Consider the following 26,533-nt stretch of genomic DNA (forward strand, 5'->3'; position numbering starts at 1 on the left):
GTGAAGCAGAAGCACCGGAAGAAGCGCGTCTACGAATCCCACAAAACCACTGCAATGGCCGGCCTGGAGGCACGTCCCCCGCGGATGCAGTTGCTGACCGGGGCCTCCCTGCTGGCCGCCAGCCTGCTTCCGGGCCTGGCGCACGCGGCGTGCGTATCGGCCGCGGGCCCCACCGACGCGCGGGTTTCGGACACTCAGACCTGCTATGTCTGGACCGCCGAGAATTTCGAAGTCACCCATAGCGGCACCATCGCGGGTGGCGACATCGGCGTCCAAGCCTCAGTCAGCGGGTTCGACGGCACGCTGGAGAACTTCGGAACCATCGTCGGTACGCTGGCCGGCATACAGAACGAAGGCAACCTGAGCGAGATATCCAATAGCGGCTTCATCGCGGCCACCGGCACCGGCGTCAACGTGGCCGGTATCCTGAACACGCCCACGGGCGATATCACCAGTATCGTCAATACAAACGGCAACTCCATCACGGGCGACCGCGCGGGCGTTTTCAATCAGGGCAAGATCACCCTGGTGAGCAATCTGGGGATGATCAGCAGCAGCAGCAACACACTGGGCGGCACGGTTGCGGGCGTCTGGAACGACGGCGGAACGATCGGCAATCTGGTCAACAGCGGCACTCTTCGAGGAGCGACGCGATCCGGACAACAGAACGGATTCGGCGTCGTTACGCAAAACGGCGGCGTCATCGATGCGCTGGACAACAGCGGAACCAGCACCGGCCTGGGCGGCGTTCTGGTGCAGGGAAACGGCGTCCTGGGCGCCTTGACCAATACCGGCACCATTTCGGGCGGCGCGGGCGGCATATTCCTGGAAGGCGGCACGATCGGGACCATCGACAATCGCGGCCTGATCGCCAGCATCCCGGTTCCCACAATCGGCGTGACGCCGACGTCCGACTTGTACAACGGCATCTTCGCCATGAACGGATCCAGCGTGGGTCCGGTCAGCAACACGGGGACCATCACTGGGCCCGGCGCGATCAACGTCGATGCGACGAGCTCGATCGGCGCCATCGCCAATAGCGGCCTGATCGCCGGCGATATCACGTCCGCCAGCACCGGCGACCTGGTGATCGCGGGCGGCAGCGGCAATACGGTGGGCACGCTGACGGGAACCAGCGGCGGCGTGGGCGTGGCGGACAAGGGTTTCATCAAGGTCAGCGCGGCCAACCTGGTGTTTTCCGGCGGCAACCTGCTGCTGAATGACGACATCAATGTCGTCGGCCATGCCGTCATCAACAATGGCGCGACGCTGCAGATGCCAAACCCGGTCCAGATCAAGGGCAACTACACCCAGGCCGGCGGCGGCCTGCAGTTCACCGCCGCCAGCCAGAGCGACTATAGCTACCTGGATGTACGGGGCGCGGCCGCCATCAGCAACGCCACCATCAGTCTGAAGGGGGCGGACCTGGCCTATGGCCAGACCTACGACGTGGTGCGCTCCACCGATGGCGCCACGTACAGCAACAACACGGCATTCGTCTCCAGCAACAACGGCCTTCTGGCGAAGCTCGCCAACGTGAACGGCAACCTGGTGGTGGTCCTGGCGCCCGACGCGCAGCACCATTACTGGGATGGCGCCAACACGACGGCCGACGGCGCCATCGCGGGCGGTTCCGGCACCTGGACGGCAACCGGGGCCAACTGGACGAGCACGGACGGCGCCAGCAACGGCAAGCTCGACGATGCCGACGTGCGGCCGGTCTTCGGCGGCGCCGCCGGCACGGTCACCGTGGATAACGGCCAGGGACCCATCAACGTCAGCGGCATGCAGTTCTCCACCGATGGCTACCGGGTGACGGGCGGCGCCATCGGCCTGGCCGCGGCCGCCTCCAACATCGAGGTCGACGACAACGCCACGGCGACCATCGATTCCGTGCTGGCCGGCCCGGGCGGCCTGGCGAAGACCGGCAACGGCATGCTGATTTTGAACGGCGTGAATACCTATGCCGGCGGAACGGCCGTGAACGGCGGCACGCTGGAAATCGGCGATGCCAGCCACCCGGGCGCGAGCATCCTGGGCGATGTCGCGGTGGCGGCGGCCGGCACCCTGCGCGGACACGGTACGGTCCTCGGCAATGTGACCAACGACGGCATCGTCCGTCCGGGCGGCTCCATCGGCACGCTGACCATCACCGGCGACTACACGCAATCGCCCGGCGGCACGCTGTTTGTCGACGTCAGCCCCACCAGCGCCTCGCAATTGAAGGTGGGCGGCAACGCTACCCTGGGCGGCACGCTGAACGTGCTGTACGGCCCGGGCACCTATAGCGCGGCCTCGTATCGCATCGTCGACGCGGCCAGCGTGAGCGGCCGATTCTCCAGCGTCACGAGCAACGCGCCCGCCGAACTGGCGCAGAGCGTGCAGAACCTGGCGGACGGCAGCACCCTGACGCTGGCGGCGCCGGCCGGCGGCGATAGCACCGACACCCCCGTCGATCCGGGCGCGGGCGCGGACCCCGGCCCCGGCGTCGTCGTCATCGCGCCGACCAATGCCACCATCTTCGGCGCCATCGCCTCGGCGGCGATCCGCGAAGGCCAGCGCGTGAACGACACGTTGCTCTCGCGCCTGGGGCAAGCCTGCGCCGACGCCGCATCGGCGGCCGACTGCGCCCGCCCCGGTCAACAGGCCTGGGCCCAGGTGGTCTCCAACACCGTGCACGTGCGCGGCAACAGCGACGCGTCCAGCTATAAGGACAGCCACTACGGCTTCCTGGCCGGCCTGGACCGTCAGGTCGGGGCGTGGACGGTCGGTGTCGCGGGCGGCTACAGCCACGTCGATGTCTCCGAGGACGAGGCAAGCGGCAAGATCGACTCGCTGCGCGTGGCCGGTTACGGCAGCCGCCGCGTCGGTCCCGTCGACATCGCCGCCACGGTGGGCGCGGCCTACGATTTCCTGCAGTCGCGCCGGTCCTTCGCCGGTGTGGGTACGGCTCGCGGCGATACGGACGGACAGGAGATCACCGCCGGCCTGCAGGCCAGCCTGCCCCTGGCCGCCGGCCCCGTGACCGTTACGCCGCGTGTGGGCTTGCGCTATCAGTATTTCCACGCCGACGGTTTCAATGAGACCGGCTCCACCAGCCAGAACCTGGATGTCGACGGCGAAAGCTTCAACAGCCTGCAGCCCTACGCGCAACTGGCGTTCGGCATTCCCTTCAGCACCAGCGCCAGCAAGCCGGCGCTGGTCGAAGCGCGGGTGAGCTATGCCTACGAGACCCTGGATACCCAGCGCGCTTTCAATGTGACCTCCGGCGACGGCACGCGCTTTACGCTGCCCGGTGTGGCGCCCTCGCGCGGCATGCTGTCGGCGGGCCTGGGACTGACGCTGCCCATCGGCAAGGCCCTGGATCTGACCGCCAGCTACGACCGTCTGTTCTCCACCGGCAATGTGTCGGCGCAGACGTTCCAATTGCAGGCCAGCTACCGGTTCTGATCCTGACGCCAGCCCTTGGGCCAGCCGATGGCCCCGGGGCTGGGCCGGCCGGCGCGGCGGCCGGCAAACGTTCAGACGCCGTCCGGCACGCCGTTGAACAGCCGGTACTTCCCGGTACCGGGCTCCCAATCCAGCAAATGCCCGCTGCCCGGTTCGCCCAGCCACGCCAGCACGTGGCCGGCGCGGATGGACGCCCACGTCCCGCTGCGCAACACCGTATTGAACGATTGCCCCGCCGGCGCCGCACGGTCGTAGCGCCGCACGGCCCAGCGGCCGCTGCCGGCATGCCAGAACAGCACTTCGCTGTCGCTGATGGAAAGAATCTGCGTGGCGGTGCCGATCTCGGCGTCGGGGAACGCGCCTTCGGCCAGCGGCGGTTCGCTCACGGTTCCATCGGGTTGTGGAACCGGAACGCCCATCAGGGGATCGGCACGGGCGCCGCGCCGATCCAGCGCCCATATGCGATACGTACGGGTCTGCGGGACCCAGTCCAGTACATGGTCGCCGCCCAGGTAGGCCAGCCTGTGCTCGCGCGCGACGCCGCCGGCCACTTCGTCGCGGATGGTGTACCAGCGTCCTTTGGCGCGCGGCGGGCCGGGCAGGAAGTCGGCCGCGCCCCAGTCCGCCGGGAACAGGCGGTAATCGCCCGTGGCGGGCACGTAGTCCATGACCAGGTCCCCGCCCATGTAGACCAGCACGTGGCCCGCGCCGATGGTCCGCCAGGTGCCCGATCTGACGGCGGGCGAGGGCAGCGGATCGCCGGCAATGGCCAGCGGTTCGAAGGGCCAGACGCGCCACGCTTTCGTGGCCGGCTCCCAGTCCAGGACCAGCCGTCGTCCCAGGTATAGCAGTTCGTGCCCCGTGCGGACGGTGTTCCATTGGCCGGACGGTACCGGGCCGCGGCCCCGCAGCGTGTTGAGCAGATCCGCGATGCGGCGCAGGTTCGGCATGACGCCGATGCGGTCGTTCTGCGGCGATGCCGAAGGCGTGTTCAACGTCCGGTCGCTCAGCACGGCGCGCATTTCGAACGGCGTCAGCCGGCGGCCAAGCGCATGGATCGCCATGCCCTGTACCGAAAGCGCCGCCCCTGCGATCAACGCCGTGGCGCTGGACGTGCCCCTGAAAGCCCAGGTGTACGGCATGCCGGCGAAGGGATTGGGCACGATGGGTCCGCCCGGCCCCGCGCGTAGCGACAGCGGCTGCACCGCCGAGCTGCTCAGGACGTGCTCGCCGTAGGCGAAGCAGTCGATGCGCGCGCCGCGCGGCGTGTATCGGGTGGGCGCGCGGGCCTGGGTGTTCGGGACAAAACCGGAACGGCACGCCGCCACGAGGATGGCGCCGGAGTCCAGGCCCGCGGGCCGGCGCAGGGTGCGCAAGCCGGTGGCCGGCACCTTGTAGCTGTCCAGATCGTAGAAGCGTCCCAAGGTGCCGTTGCCCGGGCCATTGCCGCCGGGCTCGACGACGATGATGCCGCGCGCGACGGCCGCGGCGATCGCGGCGAATACGGCGGGATCGTTTTCCACGGGCGAATAGTCCGCGTCCTGCAGTTCGATCAAAAGGATGTCGCCCGCCGACAGCGCCGCGCTGGCGATCACGATGGCGTTGGGCACGTCGAACAGCACCGTTCCATCCGCCTGGGTGCGAAAGCCCGACGCAACCCGCATGGCAGCGCGCGGGACGATGCCGACACCGCCGGTGGCGTTGTCGCGCATCAGCATGACGCCCAGCGACTCCGTGCCGTGATCGCGCAGGTCGCCCACCGCCTCCAGGGGCACCGCATCCGCATCCGTCAGAAACGTGATGCCCGCGTCGAGCAGGTCTTCGTGCTCCAGGTTCCAGTTGTATTCGACGTCCACCCCGCGCACGCCCTGGCCGTCGCCGCCCGGCTGCGTCCAGGCGAACTTGGCATCGAAGCCGTCCGGCGCGGGCTCCAGGTAGAACTGGCTGCCGACCAGCGGATCATCGGCGAAGTTGACCGCCGACATGGGCGGCAGGGTCTCGACGTAGACGCGGGCGAACAGGGTGTCCAGCGCCGACAGCGCGTCGGCCAGGGGCTGCGGGTCGATGCCGGGCGGGCAAACGACGGTGAAGAAGGCCTGCATCGGCGGGGTGCGCGGCTCCAGATCGCGCGCCTGGGCATTGAACACCGTATCGAGCTGATCGGCATCCACCGCATCGAACAGACGGTCCAGGCGCAGGTCCGGGAACAGGGCCAGCGCCTGGTCCCAAACCTCGCCCAGCAATTCGCGCAGCGCGACCTGGGCGTTATCGGCGTAGGGAATGGCGACGTCGTCGCGCAACTGCACGATCACGCGGCGCGCCAGGGTGCCGGGATCGAACCCGGGTTCGGCGCCGGGCTCGGAGCCGGGCTCGGGATCTTCTTCGCCTTCGCCGGCGCCATCCCCGCCGGCAGGCGGGCTTTCGGTGGGCGCGGGACCGCCGCCGTGCGGCGCAGGCGCGAGCGTCAGCACGTCGTCCAGCAGCACGATTTCCGCATAGACGATGCGGCCCGGCGCCGACGCGCCGGCGCCGGGGGCGGCGCCGCCGAGCATGCCTGTGGCGACATGGTCCGCGGCCACGTACTCGCGTTCCTCGATCACCAGCCGAAAGGCGCCGGACGCGGGCGCCTGCTGGAAGCGCACCGTGCCCTGCCAAAGCACGCCGTCGGCAACCTGGGCGAGCGGGTCGGCTTGCATGGTGGCCACCTCTTCGCCGACGTCGCGCCAGCCCAACTCGCCCAGGCCCGGCGTGGCCTGTTGCACGCGCACGCGGACCGCCGTCGGGGTGGGCGGCGCCGCGCCGGGCCCGGCGGGCGGCGGTCCGGCAGGCGCGGCGCCGCTGACCGTGACGCGCAACAGCGCGGGCCGGTAAGGGTCGGCGCTGATGGTGGCCGCGCGGTCGGGCGCCAGTTGCACGAAGTCGGAAAGGACGACGTTCGAAAGCTTGGCGTCGGCCAGCGCATTGGGCTGGTAGCGCGCCAGCGCCAGCCGTACGAAAGGCATGTAGCCCGGCGCGTCCAGCGCGATATCGGCAAACCACAGGCCGCGGCCGGCGTCGAAAAACACTTCATGGCCCGCGACGCCGACGCGGCCCGGCTGGCCGTCGTTGCCCGCGGGAACCGTCATGCCCAGCGTCAGGTCGTGCTCCAGCGCCACGGCCAGCGGAAAGTCGGATGGGCCGGGCGCGGAAGGCAGGGCGTCCGTCTGCCATATCGGGTCGCGTCCCCATTGCGTGACGAACGGCTTCCACGCATCGCGCAGCGCGGGCGTCGGCGCGCCCGCCTGCCAAAGCACCACGCCCAGCAGTTCGCCATCGCCGGATGCATACCAGGGCCGCTCCAGGTACACGCGTACGCCGCCGCCATAGCGCACGCTGCGAACCAGATTGGAGCCGGCCTGCCGCTCCCAGCCGAAGGCCGGAATCGCATATCGCAAGGCCGGCAGCGGCGGACGCGCCGATGCGGGAATGTTGACCTTGATGGGGTCGCTTTGGCGGGTGACGATGGCGTCTTCGGGAAAGTACTCGCGATAGCGCGAGGTCGCCGTCGCGGTGTAGCGCACGCGCCGGTGCCGCGTATCGCCGAAGTGATGGCGCGGCGCGGCCTCGTCTTCGGTCGGCATGCGGGCGTCGCGCCCCGGAATGTCGCCGCCCGTGGTGAAGAGGATCAGGTCCTGGACCGGGTCGTACAGTCCCACGGCGTGCGTGCCGCCGGGCGCGCGCAGGATGCGGTCGTTGACGGGATCATGCAGCGCGATGGCGTCGGCCGCGCCGGACCGCTGCTGGCGCGACGGCGGGGCGGGCGGCTGGCGGTCCGGTTCGTCGATCCATTCTTCCCATTCCCCGGCCAGGTCGATCTTTGCGGTCGAGGCGCCGTGCACGCGCAAGGCGCCGATCAGGCTGGCATGCAGGGCGCCGGGCTCGCGCCAGCCGGTGATGGCGTCGAGCTGTTCGGCAAGCGGGTCGTAGCGCTGTCCGCCGGCGAATCCGTAGCGCGTGTGCAGCGCCAGGGGTTGCAGGCGCGTCTGCGGCGTCGGGCGCTGTACCGCCAGGGCCTCGAACCGCGGGCGGCCGATCGGTTGCTGGACCGCGCTGACCAGCGTCAGCAGCGTGGGCGGCGTGAGCATCCACATCCCGCCTTCGAGCACGCGCTGCGCCAGCGTAGCCAGGGTTTCGCGCGCGCCGTCGCGGCGGTAGCTTTCGGGCATGGCCGCCGAGCGGTCCGCCAGGTATTCGCGCAGCCACTGCCACTGGCCCATCAGCTTGAGGTCGTCCGGAAGCAACGCACTGCTCAACGTGACGATGGCCGTCGCGCCTTTGGGCAGATGGACCGTCAGCACGCCCGAGGCGGCATCCCAATGCGGCGGATCCTCGCCATCGGCCAGCGCCAGCCGCAGCCCCTTGGCTTGCAGCAGGCCGGGCGCCGTTTCGAACGGGATCAGCGTGACGGAGCCGGCGCGCGGATTGGGGTCGTCCAGCGGCCGATAATGCAGCCCGCCCCCATCCGCCATGCCCACCGTATGCGCCGGGGCGCCGGGCAGGTCGCGGAAGGCGGCGATCCGCGCCAGCGGGTCGGGCAGATAGGGCAGGGACTCGATGCGATCGTGCGTCACGATGGGCAGCGCTTCCCGCTGCCCGGGGACCGGCGCACGCGGAAATTGCGCACCCTGTTCGTCGTCGCGTTCGCGCAAGGCCTGGTAGGTGGCGGCGTCGCCCTTGAGGCGGCCGCTGGCGTCGTCGAGCAGACCATGGCGCTCCAGCATCTCGACACTGGTGCGCGGCGGGGCCACGTGGCGCTGCGCGCCGCCGGTATCCGCGGCGACGCCGTCCTTCGACGGGTCGTCGTTGCCGGTGCGTATCACCAGCCGGTCCAGCGCCGATCCGCGGCCCGCGATGGCGGCATCGTCGCGCCGCACCAGCACCGGGCTGGGCACCGGCTCGTAGCGCAGATAGGCGAAGCCGGCCTCGTCGCGCGGAATGGCGAAAACCCGCGCCAGCGTCTGCCCCAGCGGGTCATCCACCGGCAGGCTGTTGCCGGCCAGATCGACCGCCCGCGCACGCAGGCGATAGCGGTGGCCGAAGCGCAGCTTGGGCAGGCTGTGCGGCACGACGCGGAAGCTGGCCGTCAGGTCGAACGGCGTCACGGCCTCGTTCTGCCGGTCGTCCGGCGCGCGCTGCGCGGGGTCGTCGGGCGGGACGGCCTGCGCCGGATCGCCGCTGCGCCCCAGCGCCTTGCCCGGCGGCGGCACGCTCAGGCTCCAGCCGTTCCAGCGCGCCAGGGCCTCGTGCAGGTAAAGGTCGGTTTCCGGCGCGCGCGCCGGATCGGGCGCGGCCTGCGTGGCCGCCAGCTGCATGAAGCCTTCCTCGTCCTGGGTGTCGAAGGCGGCGCCGGAAAAGGCATAGCGGCCCTGGCGCCGGTGCAGCGATCGCCAGGCGCCGTCGTCGGCGTCCCACACATCCACGCGCAGGCCGCGCAACAGGTCCTCCGCGAAAAAAGGCGTGTCGTCGGCCACGATGCCGGCCAGGCGGTCGTTGTGGCGCCGGGACTGCGCAAAGCCCGCCAGCAACGCGCGCCCGCGTTCGTCCTGCACCAGCGACAGGCCCGCGGATCGCAACGCAGGCACCGTATTGGCGTCATCGAACACCGCGGGGTGCAGCGAGCGGTTGAGCCGGCTGCCCTCCGCGGTCACGCCGCCGGCCAGCGACATCAGCTTGTGCATGGCGCCATCCACGTCGAACTGCGCCAGGCAGAATCGGTCCGGGTCCAGGGCCAGCAGGCCCATGACCGCCGCGCGGTCGCCTTGCGGACCGGGCGCCGTCATCCAATAGCGCTGGCCGTCCTCGCTCCGCAGATATTGATAGGCCGTCGCGCCCGCCGGGCCCGCGGACGTCTCCACGCGGAAGGCGTCCCAGCCGGGCTCCGCGGCCGCGACCGACAAGCGCCCGTAAGCGCCGCCGGCGGTTTCCGGGACGGCATCGGCCGGCAGGTCCAGGTCGAACACCAGGCCGAAGGCGCGCAGCAGCGCGGGGTAGGCATTCAGCGCCGCGATCACGCGATGGAAGTCCAGCACGGTCGCCATGTCCGGCTTGGCGATGGGTGCGCCCTGCGGCATGCGCGAGTACAGCGCGAATGCCGCCGTGACCTGGCGTTTCAGCGCTTGCAGGTCATCCGGGAAGCGCTCCAGTTGCGCGGCGCCGGGCAAGCCGTCCGCGCCGGCGGGCGCCGCCGCGCGCGGCCGGCGCGCGGGCCGCTGCCCGTCGAGCCGAAGGCCATGGACGGCGCGCAGCCGCTGCCGCTGCGTCTCGCTCCAGGCCTCCAATTGAAAACCTTCCACCAGATCCGCCAGCACGCGATCGCGGCGCGCCTGGGCTTCGCGGTCGGCGGAGTCCAGGGGCAGTCCCAGTTCGCGGCCTGCCTGCTGATACACCGACTTGACGGCGAGCATGGCGTCGCGCACCGGGTAGGAGAGCACCGTGCGGTCCGTGTAGTCTTCAAAGACATGATCGTCCACCCGCGTGTCTTCGCGAAACAAGGCGGTCCACAGGTCGGGCCGCAAGGGCGTGGTGTCGATGCGCGCCTCCAACGTCTTGCCCGCCGCGTCCAGGCGCAACAGCAAGCCGTCCTGGCGCAGCCGCTGCGCCCAATGCAGCCAATCGGGAAAGTCGCCCAAAGCGGGGGCGCCGGTCAGGCGTGGCGACACCAGGACCGAAACCGGAAGGGTGTCGCGCACGACGCTGACCGCGCGCGGAAAGACGGTGAACAGCAACGACTGCCGTGCCATGGTTGCCTTGCCTCCCTGCGCTATGCGAACGCGTCGGCGTACTCGCCCCACACATCCGGGGTGTGGATCAGATCGCCGAAGCTGGGGTCGCCGCCGTCGCGCCCGAAACTGCGTTCCACCGTCAGCTCCACGGATTTGCTGAAGAAGGCCACTTCCACGCTCACCATCAGCGTGGCGCGGCCCGTGACCTTGGTTTTGACCGAGTCGTAGGTGAAGCTCAGGTTGAACTCCACGCACACGGTGATCAGGCCCAGCACGGACAGCGCGCCGCCCATGCGCAGATAGCCGGACAGGACAACCTGGTCTTTGCTGTCGCGGATTTCCAGCTTGAAATAGATGCCGGCCAGGATATGCACGTTGCCGGACGCCACGCCGATATCCAGTTCGACCGCCGCGCCGAACTCCAGCGCGGCCTCGACGATGCGGATCCCCGTGGTGTCCAGCTGCAGATGAAAAAAACCGCCGCCGCCCAAGAGGGAAACGGTCAGCAGGAACGGCTTTTCGCGGCGCGAGAAGCCAAAGTCCAGCACCGGGCGGCCGTCGGCAAAGGGCAGTTGCAGGCCGGCATTCAACCCCAGGTTTTTCAGCGCGAACACGCCCACCGACAGCGGCGGCAACCCGATGTCGAAAGCCAGCGCGATGCGGTCCGGGCGCAGGTCCAGGCTGGGGCCATCGCCGAAGACGCCGGGCGGAATCAGGTCGGCCAACTGGCGCACGAAGTCCAGATCGCCGTCGAAAATGATCGGATGGTCCGGGTCCAGCGACACGGCCACGTCCATTTTTTGTCCGGCAACGCTGGCGAAGCGGAATGCGGCGAAGCGCACGGCCACCGCGCCGTCGAACAGCGCGATGCGAAAGGCCGTCAGTTCGCCCCGCATGGACGCTTTGGGCGGCGCGCCGGTCAGGGCCGTCTCCACCCGGGCTTCGATGGCCAGCCGCGCATTGTCATCCGGGTCGAAGGCCGCCACGCCGCCCGGCGCGGTCCAATCCTTGGGCGCGGTCTGCCAGGTGTAACGCGTCACCGCCGTCCCGCTTTCGATGGCCTTGACGATCTTCGGCGCGTTGGCCATCGAAGTGCCGGTGTGCAGGATGTCGGCCAGCGAAAACGCGCCGAACAGCAGCGGTTCGCGGCCTGCGGCCAGGCCGCCGAAAAACGCCTTGGGATCGAAGCGGTCCAGCACCGCTTCGGCCAGATTGCCGGCGATGGGCCCCTGCAGGCTGGTCAGGCCGGTCAGGTTGGCATTGGGCGTGGCGATGCCGCCCGCCTGCTCCGCGGCGAACATCAGGCCCAGCGCGCCATCGGCCAGATCGGCGCCCGCGTCTTTCTGGATGCGTGCGAAGAGGCCCACAGCGTCGTCCAGTCCGTTGGCCAGATAGCCGGGATCGAAGGCGATGGTGGTCCCCGCGCCGCCGCCCACCAGTTGCTCCACGCCGGACAGCGTCACGTCGGCCTTGGCGATCACGGGCATGAAGCCGCCGCAGGCGCCATCGCCGGCCACATCGAAGTACAGCGCGCGGACCGGCAGCACCGCGTTGTCGTCGCCGCCCGGCGCGAAGCGCAGCGGAAACCCGTCCACCGCCGCGCGCCGGCGTAAGGGCCGTCCGGCGAGGCGCGGCGCGCGGCGCCATTCGTCGCGCACCAAATCCATGCGTTCCGGCCCGCGCCGCACGAAAATAAGCGGCATGGCGAAGGGCACGGCGCGGCCGTCCGCATCGAAGCCCGCCACCGCGAAAGGCACGTCGCGCGCGGTCAGGCTGTCCATGATCCAGAACGCATAGTTCGCGCCGTCGATGGCCGCCGGCGCATCGGTGGGCTTGAACAGATGCGGCGTGACGCGCGTGCGTATCTCGATGCGGGTGAACGGCATCTCGCGTCCGTCGCCGGGATAGGCGCCGCGCGGATACGTGCGCACCGGTTCGCGCACCACGACATAGGCGTACTGGCGCAGCAAGGCGACCGGGCCGGGCCCGTTGTCCTCGAAGCGCCGTTCGGTCACCTTGACCAGCGAGGCGCGATGGCCCAGGGGGAACAGGCAGCCGTCGTAGACGATGCGCACGTAATGATCGCGTCCCTGGGCGGCGACGTGGACCCATTCGGTCATGTCCAGGTCGTCCACCGGTCCCCGCGCAAAGATCCCGTCCATGTCCAGCACGTCCTTCAGGCCAGGCGCGTAGGGAATGGCGCGCGCGACCGGCAGGCGCAGCTCGCGGCCGGGCGTGAAGGGCTGGATGCGATGCGGGTCGTGCGGCCCCGGCTGCGGCAGGTCCCAGTGCCCGCGCGAGCGCAGCCACCCGCCCAGGGCGGACAGCATCAACTGCTCGGCCTCCACCGGCGCGGGCGCAATGGGCGGGACGCGCCAGCGCCTGAAGTTGGCATAGTCGCTGGTCAGCGCGACGATCTGGTGGCGGTCGTTGGGATTCATGGCGGCCGTGCCAAGGTCCGGGTCGTCCGCCTTCTTGTCGGGCGCGCCGCCCGGCACATGGTCCGGCGACCAGATCGCCCGCAGCGGCACCGTCGCGCCGGGACCGGCCTCGCGCACGCCGCCTTGCGCATCGCGCAGCGCCACGCGGGTGTGCCACAGCTCGGTGCGGCCGCCATGACTGACCGGTTCGCGGCTATGCGTCCAGCATGCATCGCCGTTGGGCGACAGCAGCAGCCGGTAGGGCAGTTCGATGGCGGTATGCAGCGGCTCCGGCGGTGCGATCGCCGGCGCGCCATCCATCTGCGTGGCATCCGGTGTGCGCGGCAGGGCCGCGAGCGGGGCCAGCACCGGTTGCAGCGCGTCCCAGTCCAGCAAGCCTTCCACGGTCAATGGCAGCCAAGCCCGGTCCACCCGGAACACCAGGCGCGAGGGCCCGGCGATGCGAGCCTTGGCAACGCCGTGGGGCGGCAGGGTATCGGCGGGTTGGGACAGGTCGTCCTGCTCCGGCTGGCCTGGGGCGGGCGCCTGCCGCACCGGCGAAGGTTCGTAGTACGCCTGTTCCCCAATGGCCTGCGGCGGCAGTTCGAAGGCCAGCAGGCTGACGGCGTCGGGATTCAGGCGCGCCAGCCGCGGTCCCGAAGGGTGGGTTTGCGGCCGCAGGTTGTAGGCATGAACGACCAGATGCAGCAGGTCGCCGGGGCGAAGGATTTCGCCGACCCAGTCGGCGGCGGGCAGGGCGGGCGGCTGGTAGCGCGCATCGTGCGGCAGGTGGAGCTCGAATCCGGCCTCCAGCAGCTTCGCCCAGCCGACAGCGTCTCGCAGGTCTGGCATCGCATGCCCCCGGACGCGCGCCACGCGCACGCGTCGATCAAGGAAAGGACAGCGCTCGTCTGACACCGACCAGCGAGTGGCCAGCCATCGCGTGCCGGCGGCGTCAGCGGCCTCGGGGCCTGGGATCCGGCAGCGGCGAGAATTCCAGGAGTCTATGGGGCCTCGGCAGGGGCGGGCAATACGCCATGTGGACGAGCCCGCCCGGCTGAACCGAACCGGCTGTCGGGCAGGATTCGCGCCCCGGTGCGAACGGCTTCGCTGCAGGACAGCGCGCAGCGCGGCCGCCTGGTATCGGCCAGCGTGGACAACCTGAAACGTCAAGGGTCGGCTACCATAAGCCCCCGTATCGCGGCCGCGATCCGCGGCCGCATCGGCAAAACCGTACGCGAAGGCTCGCCGGCGACATCATGACCATCCGCTCACGCCGCCCGTTAGCCGCATGGCTGGCCCTGGCCGCCATGTGGCTGATCGTGTTCGCGCCGCTCGTGAGCCAGTTGATCGAGGCATATCGGCCCATCGACCCGGCCAGCGAAATCTGCTCGGTCTCGCGGCCGCATGGAGGCTCGCACCACGAGTCTCCCGATAATCCGCTGGCGGCCTGCGGCTATTGCGGCTTCCTATCGGGCCATCCCACGGTGCCCACGGCGCCAGCGGCCTTGCTGCCTTTGCTGATCGTGGCCGCCGGCGTGCCTGACGCGCCTCGTATCCGCCTTTTCGTGCCGCTTGGCACCTTTCCATCCGGCCGGCCAAGGGATCCGCCCCGCCACGGTTGATTTTCCTTTCTCCATGCCCTGCTGAAACGACGGCGCGGCGCTGATCGCTGAGCGCGATCGTCGCCGGCTGCCGCGCTTCGGCGGCCATCCGCCATGCCCGGCCGATACGTATCGGCCGGCGCCCGTGCACCCAGGAAACTCATGAAACCGTCTGCCTACCCTGCCGGCGCGTCCCGTCGCGCCCCGCAATTTGCCCCGCCGGTGTTTTTCCCGTTTTTGATCGCTGTTTGCTCGTTCCCCGTTCAAGCGGCCGGCACGGTCGCCGACCTGCCCGCGATATCCGTCACCGCGGACAGCCCTTCGGCGCTGACCGAGGCGGTATCGACCGGCTCTTATCTGGATATCACCCCCATGCAGACGCCGGCCAGCGTTGACACGATCACCCGCGAACAGTTGGACGAACGAGGCGACGCGAGCCTGGTCGATGCCATCACGCGCGCGCCGGGTTTCAGCAACATCGCGCATCCCGGCAACGGCGGCTCAGGACTTTCCGTCCGGGGCTTTACCGACGCGGCGTCCGTCATGCAGCTGTACGACGGCGTACGGCAATACGGCGGCATCGGCATCACCTTCCCTTTCGACACGTGGTCCGTGGACCATATCGAGGTGTTGCGCGGGCCGGCGTCCGTCGTCTATGGCGAAGGCGCGATCGGCGGGGTCGTGAATGTGATCCCGAAAAAACCGGCGCGCGGCCCGATCGAGAACGAAATGCAGGCCACCGCCGGTACGCACGACACGCAGCGCCTGGCGTTCGGCAGCGGCGGCGCCATCGATGACAAGCTGTCCTATCGCTTCGACATCAGCGGCAACCATTCCGGGAACTGGGTCGATATGGGCGATTCGCGCAATGCCGCCGTCTCGGGCGCGCTGCAGTTGGACGTATCGCCGGCGTTGTGGGTAAGGCTCAGCTACGCCCAGGGCTGGCAGCAGCCGATGCGTTACTTCGGAACACCGCTGGTGGACGGCAAGCTGGACGATGCCCTGCGAAGAAAGAACTACAACGTGGGCGACGCGATGATCAGGTATGACGACCGCTGGTGGGAGCTGGCGGCGCAATGGACGCCGAATGCCAATACCACCGTGCGCAGCCGGCTATACCAGGTGGACAGCCATCGCCACTGGCGCGATGCCGAGTACTACGATTACCTGCCGTCCAGCGGACTGGTGCAGCGGTCTTCCTACACGGAGATCCTGCATGACCAGACCCAGATCGGCAATATCAGCGACGCCACTTTCAAGGGCCGCGTGCTGGGCCTGGACAATCAGATCGCAATCGGGTTCGACGTCAGCCATAGCGCCTTCAAGCACACGAACAACTCGCCGTATTCCGGCACGTCGCTGGTGGACCCTTATGACGTCGCGCATGGCAGCTTCATCAACGTGGCCGGGACGACGCCGCGCTACAGGAACAAGGCGTCCCAATACGCGTTCTTCGGCGAAGACCGCCTTGCGCTGACGGACCAATGGTCCATCGTGGCAGGCGTTCGTTACGACCACGCCGACATCTCGCGGCAGGACCTGGTCCTGGACCGGAAGGCGTACGACAAAACCTTCGCCAATGTGGGCTGGCGGGTCGGCACGGTGTACGACATCCGGCCGGATCTGGCCGTTTACGGGCAGTACTCGGAAGCAGCGGACCCGGTAAGCGCGCTGCTGATGATGAGCCCCTCCAACAGCGGCTTCAAGCTGGCGACGGGCAGGCAGGTGGAGATCGGCGTCAAGCAAAGCTTCTGGGATGGCGGGGGAGACTTCACCCTGGCCGCGTATCGCATCGTCAAAAAGAACCTGCTGACCGCCGACGTGACGGACCCATCGGTCAGCGTCCAGGTGGGCCAGCAGTCGTCGCGCGGCATCGAGGCTACCCTGCGTCTGGACCTCGCCAGCAACTGGAGCCTGGACGCCAACGCGGCCATCCTGCGGGCTCGCTACGACGATTTCACCGAATCGGCGGGCGGCGCCGCGGTATCGCGCGACGGCAATGTGCCCGTCAACGTTCCCGAGCGCCTGGCGAATCTCTGGTTGAGCTGGCGCTTCCTGCCGGATTGGACGGCCATCGGCGGACTGCGCTATGTCGGGCGGCGCTACGCAGACCGTGCGAACACGCTCGAACTGCCGTCCTACACCACCATCGACCTGGCCCTGCAGTGGCAGGCGCGGCGTGACACGGCGTTCACATTGCGGGGCTTCAATGTATTCGACCGGCACTACGCCACGACCGCCTACTACAACCAGACGCAGTGGCTGGTCGACGATGGCCGGCGGGTGGAGCTGACGATGAACCATAAGTTCTAGCGGAGCATCGGGGGCTGGTGGGCGAGCGCTGCGCTCGGCTATCCTGAGACCACGTAATCGTCGCGGAGGACGCGATGCCGCCCAGATCTTCCATCGACGCCGACAGCGGCCCGCCGGACGGCGCGCCGCCCTTGGACAGCGTGCGTTTCGCGGCGAACCTCGTCAGCGCGGCGCTGATCATCGCCGGCTTGTACTACGGCCGCGACGTTCTCATCCCGCTGGCCTTCGCCTTCCTCATCAGCTTCGCCCTGAGTCCGCTGGTGGGCTGGCTGGGGCGGCTTCGCCTGCCGCGCAGCCTCAGCGTCATCCTGGTGATGGCCGTGGTGGCCGTGATGCTGGGCGGCCTGGGGCTATTGCTGGGCACCCAGGTGCGGTCCCTGGGCCAGCAGCTGCCAACGTACCAATCGACCATGCAGGCCAAGGTCGAGGAGCTCCGGTCGAGCCTGAAGACGCCCGGCGTATTCGATCGCGCCCTGGACACGATCACCTCGGTCCGCAAGCAGGTGGAAAGCGCGCCGCCGCCAGCGCCGGACGGCGCCCAGCCCGTGGTCGTCGAGCCAAGGGCGGCGTCCCCGCTGGATACTGCCCGCGCCTGGCTCGCGCCGGCGCTCGAACCGTTGGCCACCTTGGGCATCGTCCTGGTCTTCGTCTTTATCTCCCTGTATGACCGCGGCGACCTGCGCGACCGGGCGCTCAGGATATTCGGCGGCAACCTGCATCGGTCCACCGACGCCCTGGAGGAGGCCGGCACGCGCATCGGCAGGTATCTGCGCATGCAGCTGCTGGTCAACCTGAGCTATGGGGTGCCGATGGCGCTGGGCCTGTGGCTGATCGGCGTGCCGGGGGCGCTGCTGTGGGGCACCGTGGCGGCGGTCATGCGCTTCGTGCCGTACGTCGGCCCGATGATATCCGCGATATTTCCCATCGGCCTGGCCTTCGCCGTCGACCCGGGCTGGCACATGCTGCTGTGGACAATCGGCCTGATCGTCGTGCTGGAGCTGATCAGCAACAACGTGGTGGAGCCTTTGCTGTACGGCACCAGCACCGGCCTGTCGGCGATGTCGCTGATCGCCGCCGCAACCTTCTGGACGGTGCTGTGGGGGCCCGTGGGGCTGATCCTGTCGACGCCCCTGACGGTGTGCATCCTGGTGATCGGCCGTTATCTGCCGCACCTGCAGTTCTTCGAAACCCTGCTCGGCGCCGCGCCGGCGCTGGATACGCCCACGCGCCTGTATCAGCGCCTGATCGCCGACGACGCGGACGAGGCGATCGACATCGCCAGCGGCGAAGTCAGGAAGTCCTCGGTGAAGGACTTCTACCACGACGTCGGCATCGAAGTGCTCCGGCTCGCCAGCCGGGAACACCTGCGCAGCGCCACTGCCGAGCATCGCTGGCGGGTGTCCAACGGCATGGAGCGATTGCTGGACGATTTGCGCGAGGAATATCCGCCGGAAGTGCAAAGCCGCAACGCGATGACCGTCGTCTGCATGGGCGGCAAATGGGAGCTGGACAATCTGGCGTCGGAGATGCTGGCGCACGCGCTGCTGATGCAGGGCATCCGGGCGGAGTCGCGCCGGCTTCCGGCGGTGACGGCCAGGGCGATCGACAACCTGGCGCTGGACGGCGCGGAGCTGGTCTGCCTGAGCTATTTCACCGCCAATCCCGCCGCGCCGGCGCGTCATTTCTGCCGGCGCCTGCGCCATCGATGGCCCAGGCTGCGCATCGTACTCGCGCTGTGGAACGCGCCGGCCGAATTGCTGGAGCACGACGCGCACAAGGCGCTTGGGGCCGACGAGGTGGTCACGACCGTGAACGAAGCCGTCCTGCGCATAGAAGCCATGGTTGCGCCCGCGGCGGATCGCGAAGAGCCGCGGGGCGAGGCCAAAGACGAAAGCGCCGCAGCGCCGGCGCTGGACGCGACGGGGCTGCTCGACGGCCAGACGCGCGAAGAGCTCGATGGACTGGCCCAGCGCGCGGCGGACGTATTCGACGTCGGCTTCGCGGTTATCGTCGTGATCAGCGGCGATCGGGAACTCGTTGTGGGCCAGAACCGTCCATTGACAGGCGCCTTGCCGCGCGATGAGCGGGACATCGTGACGATGCCCCGCGACGAGGCAATCGGCAGGCCCGTCGTCGCGGGCGATACGACGCTCGTCGTGCCGGACACGGAACGGGACCCGCGGTTCGTCGATCATCCCGCCGTGCGGTTATGGAGCGTCCGGTTTTTTGCGGGCGCGCCACTGCGCAGCAAGGATAACGGCGTGTTCGGCGCGCTGTGCGTGTTCGACCGGGAACCGCGGACGCTGGACGACACGGCCATCGAGGTGCTGGACAGCATGGCGCAGGAGTTCGCCGCGGTGATCGCCGCGGCGCTGGACGAGCCCGGCGCGGCCGCCGCGCAGGACGAACCGCCGTCGGCCACGCTGGCGCAGCGGGTGCCTGAATAAGGGCCCCCGAAGAAAGCAGGAAAAGAGGCAGCAAATGAAACGCATACGGCAACTGTTGGCGCTGGCATTGCTGGCGTGCGCCGCCGTGCAGGCCGGCGCAAACCCCGTGGAAGGCGAAACGATGACGAAGCCATGGCAGTACCAGATCCGCATGAACGTCTCCCAGGAACTGGCGGACGCGTATCGCGAAGGCCGCGACACGCCGGCCTTGGTCCGGCTGCGCGACGCGCTGGGCCGCCACCATGCGGCCATCACCTCGCAGTACGACGCCTTCGCGCGCTACGTGGCGGAAGCGGAGCGCGAAGGCGTCCAGAACTATCCGCTGTACCAATGGACGCTGGACACGATCCGCGATCCGGACAAGCGGGCCAAGTACCAGCGCGTCTTCACCGTCTACGTGCAAGACCAGGAGGTGTACGACGAGGATGTCGCCAACGCCTTGCAGGCCGAGCTGTCCGCTTTGGGGCAGGCCAGCGGAATATTGCGCATCGACAAGTTCGATACCAACCCCGCACACAATCCCCAGCCGCCGCGCAAGAGCTGAACGCCGCCACGGAGGCCGACGGCCACTCCAAGGTAAACGCCTGCGAGGCTCGGCTACAATCCCCGCTTCAACCGCCCCGCATGGCGCCTTTCGTGCCTTGCCGCGGGCAGCAGGAGGACGACCTCCCCCGTCATGGGCATTCAATCCGGGACGACCCGGCTCTTGTGAGAGGAGAGCCGTCATGGCCTGGATCACACTGGTTTTCGCTGGACTTTTCGAGGTCGTCTGGGCTTACTCGATGAAGCTTTCGGACGGTTTTTCGCGTCTGGGGCCCTCTTTGGCGACGCTGGCGACGATGACCGCCAGCTTCCTGCTTCTCGCCTATTCCATGCGTACGCTGCCGCTCGGTACCGCCTATACGATGTGGACCGGCATCGGCGCGATCGGCGCCTTCGTCGTGGGCATCCTGGTCTTCGGCGAACAGCTCAGCGTCATGCGCGCGGTAGCTGCCGTACTGATCGTATCCGGCCTGTTGCTGATGAAGCTCAGCGCGCACTGAGCCGTCAGGCGTCGATCACCTTGCGGGTGAACGCCTCCAGATAATCCATCAGTGCGTTTGCGCCCCCGATGGCGGTCTTCTCGTCTCCCGTGGCGATGCCCTCGGCCATTACCATATGGCCGCGCGCGCCTTCGGCGACGTCGCCTTCGTGCTGGTAGGCATACCAGAAGCGGCGGCATTGGATGATCAGCGGCTCGACGGCATTGACCGCCGACACATTGCGGCAGGCCTCGTGGCACACGTAATCCAGCAACTGGTCGGCGTGCATGTAGTCGTCCAGATCGCCGCCTTCCGCCGCGCGCACCATTTGCGCGGCGCATTCGACGATGCGCTTGCGCTGCGCCGGCGTGGCGCGGCGCGCGGCGCTTGAAGCGATCAGCTGCTCCAGCGCCCGGCGCGTCTGGATCAGGTCCAGGTGATCGGCCAGCTGGATGGTGGACACGCGCAGGCCGCGCCGCGGTTCCTGGATGATCAGGCCGGCGGACACCATGCGCAACAGCGCCTCGCGCAGCGGCGTGCGGCCCAGGCCGGTCATCTGCACCAGTTCCGCTTCGACCACCGCGCTGCCCGGCTCGAGCTGCAGCGTGGCGATCATGCTTTCGATGCGGTCGTAGGCGACATCCGCCGCCCGCCGCTTGGGTTGTACTGCTGTCATCAGCGATTGCTTTCCTTGATTCTGCGCCATTGGACGTGCGCCAGCCATTCGCCGACGAAGCCGCGCCGGAAGAACGATACGCACAGCACGAAGATCAGGCCGATCACGATGGTCACGACGTCGCCCAGCGTGGCCAGGTAGTTCTGCAGGCTGACGACCAGCGCGGCGCCCACCACCGGCCCCCATACCGTGCCGATGCCGCCCAGCAGCGTCATCAGCAGCACCTCGGTGGACGTGGTCAGCGAGACGTCGTTCAGCGCCACCAGCTGGAGCACCAGCGCCTTGAGCGCGCCGGCCAGGCCCGCCACGGCGGCGGACAGCACGAAGGCCAGCAGCTTGCACCGGTCGGTGTCGTAGCCCAGCGATACGGCGCGCGGGGCGTTGTCGCGGATGGTCTTCAGCACCTGCCCGAACGGCGAGTGGATGACGCGGTACACGAACAGGAAACCCAGCACGAACACCGCCAGCGTGAAGTAGTACATGTGGGTGTCCACGCTCAGGTCCAGCAGTCCCAGGAACTTGCCGCGCGGAATGCCCTGCATGCCGTCTTCGCCGCGCGTCCAGCCGATCTGCACCGCCATGAAATAGGCGACCTGCGACAGCGCGAGCGTGATCATAGCGAAATAGATGCCGGTGCGACGGATGGCGAGCCAGCCGATCGCATAGCCGACCGCCGCCGCCAGCGCGACGCCGCAGGCGATGGCCGCCTCGGGCGGCAAGCCGCGCGCGGCGTACAGGATCATCATCTCGCCGGCGGCATAGGCGCCCCAGCCGAAGAAGGCGGCGTGGCCGAACGACACCAGCCCCGTGAAGCCGGTCAGCAGGTTGAACGCCAGCGCGAACAGCGCAAAGCACAACACCTTCATGATGAAGATGGGGTAGACCACCTGCGGGAACAGCGGCACGAGCAGCGCGGGAATCAGCAGCAGGACCAGTATGCGTATGGAAAGGGGGAACCGGGACACGGCTATTTCTCCTTGCCGAACAGGCCGGCGGGACGCGCCAGCAGCACCAGGGCCATCACCACGAACACCACCACGGTCGATGCCTCGGGGTAGAACACCTTGGTCAGGCCCTCCAGCAGGCCCAGCGCCAGGCCGGTCACGATGGCGCCCATGATGGAACCGAGCCCGCCGATCACCACTACGGCGAACACGATATTCAGCAGGTTGGCGCCCATCAGGGGATTGACCTGCATCACGGGCGCGGCCAGCACGCCGGCCACCCCGGCCAGCGCCACGCCGAAGCCATAGGTCAGGGTGATCATCACCGGCACGTTCACGCCAAACGCCTGCAGCAGCCGCGGGTTTTCCGTGCCGGCCCGAAGCAGGGCGCCCAGGCGCGTCTTCTCGAACAGATACCAGGTCATCAGGCACAGCGCCAGCGAGGCTGCCACCACGAAGCCCCGGTACGCCGGCAGGAACATGAACCCCAGGTCGAAGCCGCCCTGCAGGCTTTCCGGCGGTTCATACCCCACGCCCGAGATGCCGTAGAAATAGCGGAAGCCGCCTTCCATCATCAGCGCGATGCCGAAGGTCAGCAGCAGGCCGTAGAGGTGGTCCAGGTGGTAAAGGCGCTTCAACAGCGTCTTTTCGATGACGATGCCCAGCGCGCCGACGATCAGCGGCGCCAGCACGAGCGCGGCCCAGAAGTTGATCTGTACGCCCAGCACCTGGGGCAGCTGCGTGAACCCGATCCAGGCAAGAAAGGCGGCCATCATGAACTGCGCGCCATGCGTGAAGTTCACGATATTGAGCAGCCCGAAAATAATGGCCAGACCCATGCTCAGGATCGCGTAGAAGCAGCCGTTGATCAGCCCGACCAGCAATTGGGCGAGCATGGCGGGAAGAGAGATGTCGAACATAAGGGCGCGGCAGCCTATGGTTCCGGGATTCGGCGCGGCCGGCGCTCGTCGCGGCGGCCGCGCGGGCGATGCGCCGGACACGGGAAGGGGCCCGCGTCCGCCGCACCGGCCATCACAGCTTGTTCAGCGGGCAGGCGGCCGACGGTTTCGGGAAAACGTCCTCGCCCTTGAGCACCGCCTTCACGTTGTAGTAGTCCCAGGGCGCCTTCGACTGGGCCGGCGTCTTCACCTGCAGCAGCAGCATGTCGTGCACCAGCGCGCCGTCGGCGCGCAGCTTGCCGTTGCGGATGACCGCATCGTTGATCGTCATCTCGCGCAGCTTCGTCATGACGGCCGGCGCGTCATCGGTGCCGGCGGCTTCGATCGCCTTCAGGTAGCTCAGCGTAGCGGAGTACACGCCGGCTTGCGCGGCCGTGGGCATTCTCTTGGCCTGCTCATAGAACTTCTTGGCCCAGGCGCGCGAGGCATCGTCGTAGTCCCAGTAGAACGCTTCCGTCAGGTACATGCCCTGCGCCTTCGCCAGCCCCATGCTGTGCACGTCGGAGATATAGGTCAGCAGGGGCGCCACGATCTGTTTCTTGGTGATGCCGAATTCGTTGGCCTGCTTGACCGCGTTCACCGTGTCGTTGCCGGCGTTCGCCAGCGCGATGACGTCGGCCTTGGACGCCTGCGCCTTCAACAGGAAGGACGAGAAGTCATTGCCGGGGAAGGGGTGGCGCGAGGTCCCGACCACCTGCCCGCCGCTGGCCTTGATGATCTCCGTTGCGTCCTGCTCGAGGGAATGGCCGAAGGTGTAGTCGGCCGTGATGAAGTACCAGGACTTTTTTCCATCCTGCACCAGTGCGCGGGCGGTGCCCGCGCCCAGGGCAAAGGTGTTGGTGGTCCATTGCGCGTTCAGCGGCGAGCATTTTTCGCCCAGGATCGAGGTCGCCACGCCGGCCGACGGCATGGTCACCTTGCTTTTCTGCCGGGCGATCTCCATCACGGCCAGCGCGGTGGAGGTCGTCGGAAAGTCGGTGATCATGTCGACCTTGCCCTGATCGAACCATTCCCGCGCCAGATTGGCGGCCACGTCAGGCTTGTTCTGGTGATCGGCCGCCACCACTTCCACCGGCTTGCCCAGCACTTTGCCGCCCATCTCGGCCGCGGCAAGGCGCGCCGCGATCACGGAACCGTTGCCGGCCAGGTCCGAGTACACCCCGGACAGATCGGTCAGGACGCCGATCTTGACCACATCGTCGCTGACGCCGGCGGCGTGAGCGCTGCCCAGCAGGCCCAGGGCGGCCAGCGTACTTGCTGCGATAGTTTTGCGTTTCATCACTGCGCTCCATATTGAAGTGTGGGTACTGCCCGCGCCGCGTCGCGGCGGCTGTCGCTGCGAAACACTGTTGGTTGCCGGGTGCGCCTTGGCGCCGTCAGACGCCCAGCAATGCGTTGAGGCGTTCCTGCGAACCGGCCACCTCGCTCTTGTCGATGACGGCAACGACTTTGCCGTGCTCGATGACGTAATGCCGGTCGGCCAGATGCTGGGCGAAGCGGAAGTTCTGTTCGACCAGCACCGTGGTGTACCCACGCTCCTTCAGTTGCCGGATCACGCGGCCCAATGCCTGCACGATGACCGGCGCCAGGCCCTCCGTGATTTCGTCGAGCAGCAGCAGCCGCGCGCCGGTGCGCAGGATGCGCGCCATCGCCAGCATCTGCTGTTCGCCGCCGGACAGGCGCGTGCCCTGGCTGCGCGCCCGTTCCTTCAGATTGGGGAACATCTGGTAGATCTCGTCCAGCGACATGCCGTCCGGTCCCACGGTGGGCAGCAGCAGCAGGTTTTCCTCGGCGGTCAACGACGCATAGATACCGCGCTCTTCGGGGCAGTAGCCCACGCCCCGCCGCGCCACCTGATGCGGCGGCAGCTTCGAGATTTCTTCGCCGGCGAGCTTGATCGAGCCGCTGCGCCGGCCCACCAGGCCCAATATGGATTTCAGCGTCGAGCTGCGTCCGGCCCCGTTGCGGCCCAGCAGCGTCACGCATTCGCCGGCCCGCACCTCCAGGTCGATGCCGTGCAGCACATGCGACTCGCCATACCAGGCGTTGAGCCCGCGCACTTCGAGCATGGCGCCCTCACTCATCTTCCACCCCCATATAGGCCTCGCGCACGGCGGGGTTGGCGGAGACTTCGGCGTAGGGCCCTTCGGCCAGGATCTCGCCACGCTGCAACACCGTAATGGTGTCGCTGATGTCGGCCACCACGTTCATGTTGTGTTCCACCATCAGGATGCTGCGGCCCGCCGACACCTGCTTGATCAGATGCTTGACACGATCCACGTCCTCATGGCCCATGCCTTGGGTCGGCTCATCCAGCAGCAGCAGCTCGGGCTCCAGCGCCAGCGTGGTCGCGATTTCCAGCGTGCGTTTGCGTCCGTAGGGCAGGTCGCCGGCGGGAATGTCCAGATGCGAGCGCAGCCCCACCTGGTCCAGCAACGTTTCCACCCTGGCATGCAGGGCCTCGAGCGTGCGTTCCGATCGCCAGAAGCAGTAGTCCACGCCCAGCTTGCGTTGCAGGGCCACGCGCACGTTTTCCCGCACCGACAGCTGACCGAAGACCGCCGATATCTGGAACGAGCGAACGATGCCGCGCCGCGCGGTCTGCGCCGGACGTTCCTGCGTGATGTCGATGCCGTTGTACAGAATCTGCCCGCGCGTGGGGATGTGAAACTTCGTCAGCAGGTTGAAGACGGTGGTCTTGCCCGCGCCGTTCGGTCCGATCAGCGCATGGATGGCGCCGCGCCGCACCGCCAGATCGACGTCCCGCACCGCGACGAAGCCGCGGAATTCCTTGGTCAGACCACGGGTCTGGAGAATGATGTCGTCTTGCATCGCGGCTGGCCTCGGTAAGGGGGGCTTGCGGCGGTCAGGCAGGACGGCCCGGCACGCCGGCAGTGGCCGGCGCGCGCGTGGGGCTCCCGCACGATCGGTTTACTTGGACTGGTACTGCTTCGGGCGCTTGGACAAGGCTTCTTCGATGATGGCCGCGCAGCGGGCCCGCTCATCGCCGGACAGCGGCATGCGGGGCCGGCGCACGTTCTCATTGCCCACGCCGGCCAGCGTTTCGGCCAGCTTGATGTTCTGCACCAGCTTGGTCGACACGTCCAGATGCAGCAGCGGCGTGAACCACTGATACAGCTTCAGCGCCTGCGCCCATTCGCCGGCCTTCATCAGTTCGTAGAGGGCCACGGTTTCGCGGGGGAAGGCGGTGACCAGGCCGGCGAGCAGACCGTCGGCGCCCAGCGCCAGCGCTTCGAAGGACAGATCGTCCACGCCGATGAACAACTGATAGCGCGTGCCCAGCGCATTGCGCAGATCGGTGATGCGGCGGATGTTGTCCGTGCTTTCCTTGATGGCGACCAGCCACTCGCAATCCGCAAGCTGCGCCATGTGCTCGGGCCGCAGATCGACCCGGTAGGCGACCGGGTTGTTGTAGATCATGCAGGGCTTCCTGGCGGCTTCGGCGATCGTGCGCACGTTCTGCATGGCTTCTTGCGGATCGGCCACGTAGATCACCGAGGGCATCACCATGAAGCCATCCACGCCCAGGTCCACGGCGGCCTTCACGTAGCGCAGCGCTTCCCGCGTGCTCGTTTCCGACACGTTGGCAAGCACCGGGATGCGGCCGTTGCTGACTTCCACAGCGGTCTTCGCCACGGCCAGCTTTTCTTCCAGCGACAGCGTGCTGGCCTCGCCGAGCGAGCCGCAGGTGACCAGGCCATGCACGCCGTTGTCGATCAGGAAATTGAAATGCCGGCGCATTTCCTCGTGATCGAGCGATTCGTCCGCATGGAATTTTGTGGTGACGGCGGGGAATACCCCTTGCCAACGCGGGTTGCTCACCTGGAAGTCTCCTCGGTTAGACGCCGTCCCGATGGGGAGGCGATGCAGGCGAGAAGTCTAATATCCCGTAAATATATTTAGAAGATATTTTTGA

15 protein-coding genes are annotated in these 26,533 nt (G+C 68.1%); 6 read left to right on the forward strand and 9 right to left on the reverse strand.

Annotation, left to right across the window (positions count from 1 at the left end):
• Complete coding sequence (locus tag CAL13_RS02960; protein ID WP_086071462.1) at positions 1–3,450, forward strand: autotransporter outer membrane beta-barrel domain-containing protein; 3,450 nt, start codon at positions 1–3, stop codon at positions 3,448–3,450.
• A gap of 71 nt (positions 3,451–3,521) precedes the next feature.
• On the opposite strand, the gene CAL13_RS02965 is transcribed toward CAL13_RS02960, so the two are convergent.
• Entirely contained in the window at positions 3,522–10,229 is a 6,708-nt protein-coding gene (locus CAL13_RS02965) for a S8 family serine peptidase (RefSeq protein WP_086071463.1), read from the reverse strand.
• Positions 10,230–10,249: 20 nt separating this feature from the next.
• A complete protein-coding gene (locus CAL13_RS02970) occupies positions 10,250–13,483 on the reverse strand; it encodes a hypothetical protein (protein WP_086071464.1) in 3,234 nt (1,077 codons plus the stop codon).
• A 407-nt stretch (positions 13,484–13,890) separates the two neighbouring features.
• Here CAL13_RS02970 and CAL13_RS02975 point away from each other — a divergent pair, with 407 nt between their 5' ends.
• The 5 genes from CAL13_RS02975 to CAL13_RS02995 all read left to right on the forward strand — a co-directional run bounded on the left by CAL13_RS02975 (position 13,891) and on the right by CAL13_RS02995 (position 20,038).
• Positions 13,891–14,256, forward strand: a complete 366-nt coding sequence (locus CAL13_RS02975) for a DUF2946 domain-containing protein (protein ID WP_086056058.1) — start codon at positions 13,891–13,893, stop codon at positions 14,254–14,256.
• A gap of 141 nt (positions 14,257–14,397) precedes the next feature.
• Complete coding sequence (locus CAL13_RS02980) at positions 14,398–16,548, forward strand: TonB-dependent receptor (protein ID WP_086071465.1); 2,151 nt, start codon at positions 14,398–14,400, stop codon at positions 16,546–16,548.
• Between the two features lie 74 nt (positions 16,549–16,622).
• Positions 16,623–18,995 carry an AI-2E family transporter gene (locus CAL13_RS02985; protein WP_086071466.1) on the forward strand — a complete coding sequence of 791 codons (2,373 nt, stop codon included), beginning with the start codon at positions 16,623–16,625 and terminating at the stop codon, positions 18,993–18,995.
• A gap of 34 nt (positions 18,996–19,029) precedes the next feature.
• Complete coding sequence (locus CAL13_RS02990; RefSeq protein ID WP_332457751.1) at positions 19,030–19,539, forward strand: hypothetical protein; 510 nt, start codon at positions 19,030–19,032, stop codon at positions 19,537–19,539.
• Positions 19,540–19,720: 181 nt separating this feature from the next.
• Positions 19,721–20,038: a DMT family transporter gene (locus tag CAL13_RS02995; RefSeq protein WP_086056061.1), complete on the forward strand. Its 318-nt coding sequence runs from the start codon at positions 19,721–19,723 to the stop codon at positions 20,036–20,038.
• 4 nt (positions 20,039–20,042) lie between these two features.
• Here CAL13_RS02995 and CAL13_RS03000 read toward each other — a convergent pair whose 3' ends face one another.
• The 7 genes from CAL13_RS03000 to CAL13_RS03030 form a co-directional block, all read right to left on the reverse strand.
• Complete coding sequence (locus CAL13_RS03000; protein WP_086056062.1) at positions 20,043–20,693, reverse strand: GntR family transcriptional regulator; 651 nt, start codon at positions 20,691–20,693, stop codon at positions 20,043–20,045.
• On the reverse strand, positions 20,693–21,658 hold the full coding sequence (locus CAL13_RS03005) for a branched-chain amino acid ABC transporter permease (protein ID WP_086056063.1): 966 nt from the start codon (positions 21,656–21,658) through the stop codon (positions 20,693–20,695). The genes CAL13_RS03000 and CAL13_RS03005 overlap by 1 nt, the downstream gene beginning before the upstream one ends.
• 2 nt (positions 21,659–21,660) lie before the next feature.
• Complete coding sequence (locus tag CAL13_RS03010) at positions 21,661–22,557, reverse strand: branched-chain amino acid ABC transporter permease (protein ID WP_086056064.1); 897 nt, start codon at positions 22,555–22,557, stop codon at positions 21,661–21,663.
• 112 nt (positions 22,558–22,669) lie between these two features.
• Positions 22,670–23,875: an ABC transporter substrate-binding protein gene (locus tag CAL13_RS03015; protein WP_086071467.1), complete on the reverse strand. Its 1,206-nt coding sequence runs from the start codon at positions 23,873–23,875 to the stop codon at positions 22,670–22,672.
• A gap of 97 nt (positions 23,876–23,972) precedes the next feature.
• The gene (locus CAL13_RS03020) at positions 23,973–24,680 is read right to left on the reverse strand and encodes an ABC transporter ATP-binding protein (RefSeq protein WP_086071468.1); all 708 of its coding nucleotides are present in this window, start codon (positions 24,678–24,680) and stop codon (positions 23,973–23,975) included.
• Positions 24,673–25,428 (reverse strand): ABC transporter ATP-binding protein, encoded by a 756-nt coding sequence (locus CAL13_RS03025; RefSeq protein WP_086056067.1) that lies wholly within the window; start codon positions 25,426–25,428, stop codon positions 24,673–24,675. Before CAL13_RS03025 ends, CAL13_RS03020 begins: the two co-directional genes overlap by 8 nt.
• A 99-nt stretch (positions 25,429–25,527) precedes the next feature.
• Entirely contained in the window at positions 25,528–26,439 is a 912-nt protein-coding gene (locus CAL13_RS03030; RefSeq protein ID WP_086056068.1) for a dihydrodipicolinate synthase family protein, read from the reverse strand.
• Positions 26,440–26,533 lie beyond the last annotated feature (94 nt).

It is taken from the genome of Bordetella genomosp. 9 (assembly GCF_002119725.1).
Classification (GTDB): domain Bacteria; phylum Pseudomonadota; class Gammaproteobacteria; order Burkholderiales; family Burkholderiaceae_B; genus Bordetella_C.

Bases quoted from the DNA above. Each gene is read 5' to 3' on its own strand.
- CAL13_RS02995 (WP_086056061.1), top strand. From the start codon at position 19,721: ATGGCCTGGATCACACTGGTTTTCGCTGGACTTTTCGAGGTCGTCTGG.
- CAL13_RS03020 (WP_086071468.1), bottom strand. From the start codon at position 24,680: ATGAGTGAGGGCGCCATGCTCGAAGTGCGCGGGCTCAACGCCTGGTAT.
- CAL13_RS02985 (WP_086071466.1), top strand. From the start codon at position 16,623: ATGCCGCCCAGATCTTCCATCGACGCCGACAGCGGCCCGCCGGACGGC.
- CAL13_RS02970 (WP_086071464.1), bottom strand. From the start codon at position 13,483: ATGCCAGACCTGCGAGACGCTGTCGGCTGGGCGAAGCTGCTGGAGGCC.
- CAL13_RS03010 (WP_086056064.1), bottom strand. From the start codon at position 22,557: ATGTTCGACATCTCTCTTCCCGCCATGCTCGCCCAATTGCTGGTCGGG.
- CAL13_RS03025 (WP_086056067.1), bottom strand. From the start codon at position 25,428: ATGCAAGACGACATCATTCTCCAGACCCGTGGTCTGACCAAGGAATTC.
- CAL13_RS03015 (WP_086071467.1), bottom strand. From the start codon at position 23,875: ATGAAACGCAAAACTATCGCAGCAAGTACGCTGGCCGCCCTGGGCCTG.
- CAL13_RS02990 (WP_332457751.1), top strand. From the start codon at position 19,030: ATGAAACGCATACGGCAACTGTTGGCGCTGGCATTGCTGGCGTGCGCC.
- CAL13_RS02980 (WP_086071465.1), top strand. From the start codon at position 14,398: ATGAAACCGTCTGCCTACCCTGCCGGCGCGTCCCGTCGCGCCCCGCAA.
- CAL13_RS02965 (WP_086071463.1), bottom strand. From the start codon at position 10,229: ATGGCACGGCAGTCGTTGCTGTTCACCGTCTTTCCGCGCGCGGTCAGC.
- CAL13_RS02975 (WP_086056058.1), top strand. From the start codon at position 13,891: ATGACCATCCGCTCACGCCGCCCGTTAGCCGCATGGCTGGCCCTGGCC.
- CAL13_RS03000 (WP_086056062.1), bottom strand. From the start codon at position 20,693: ATGACAGCAGTACAACCCAAGCGGCGGGCGGCGGATGTCGCCTACGAC.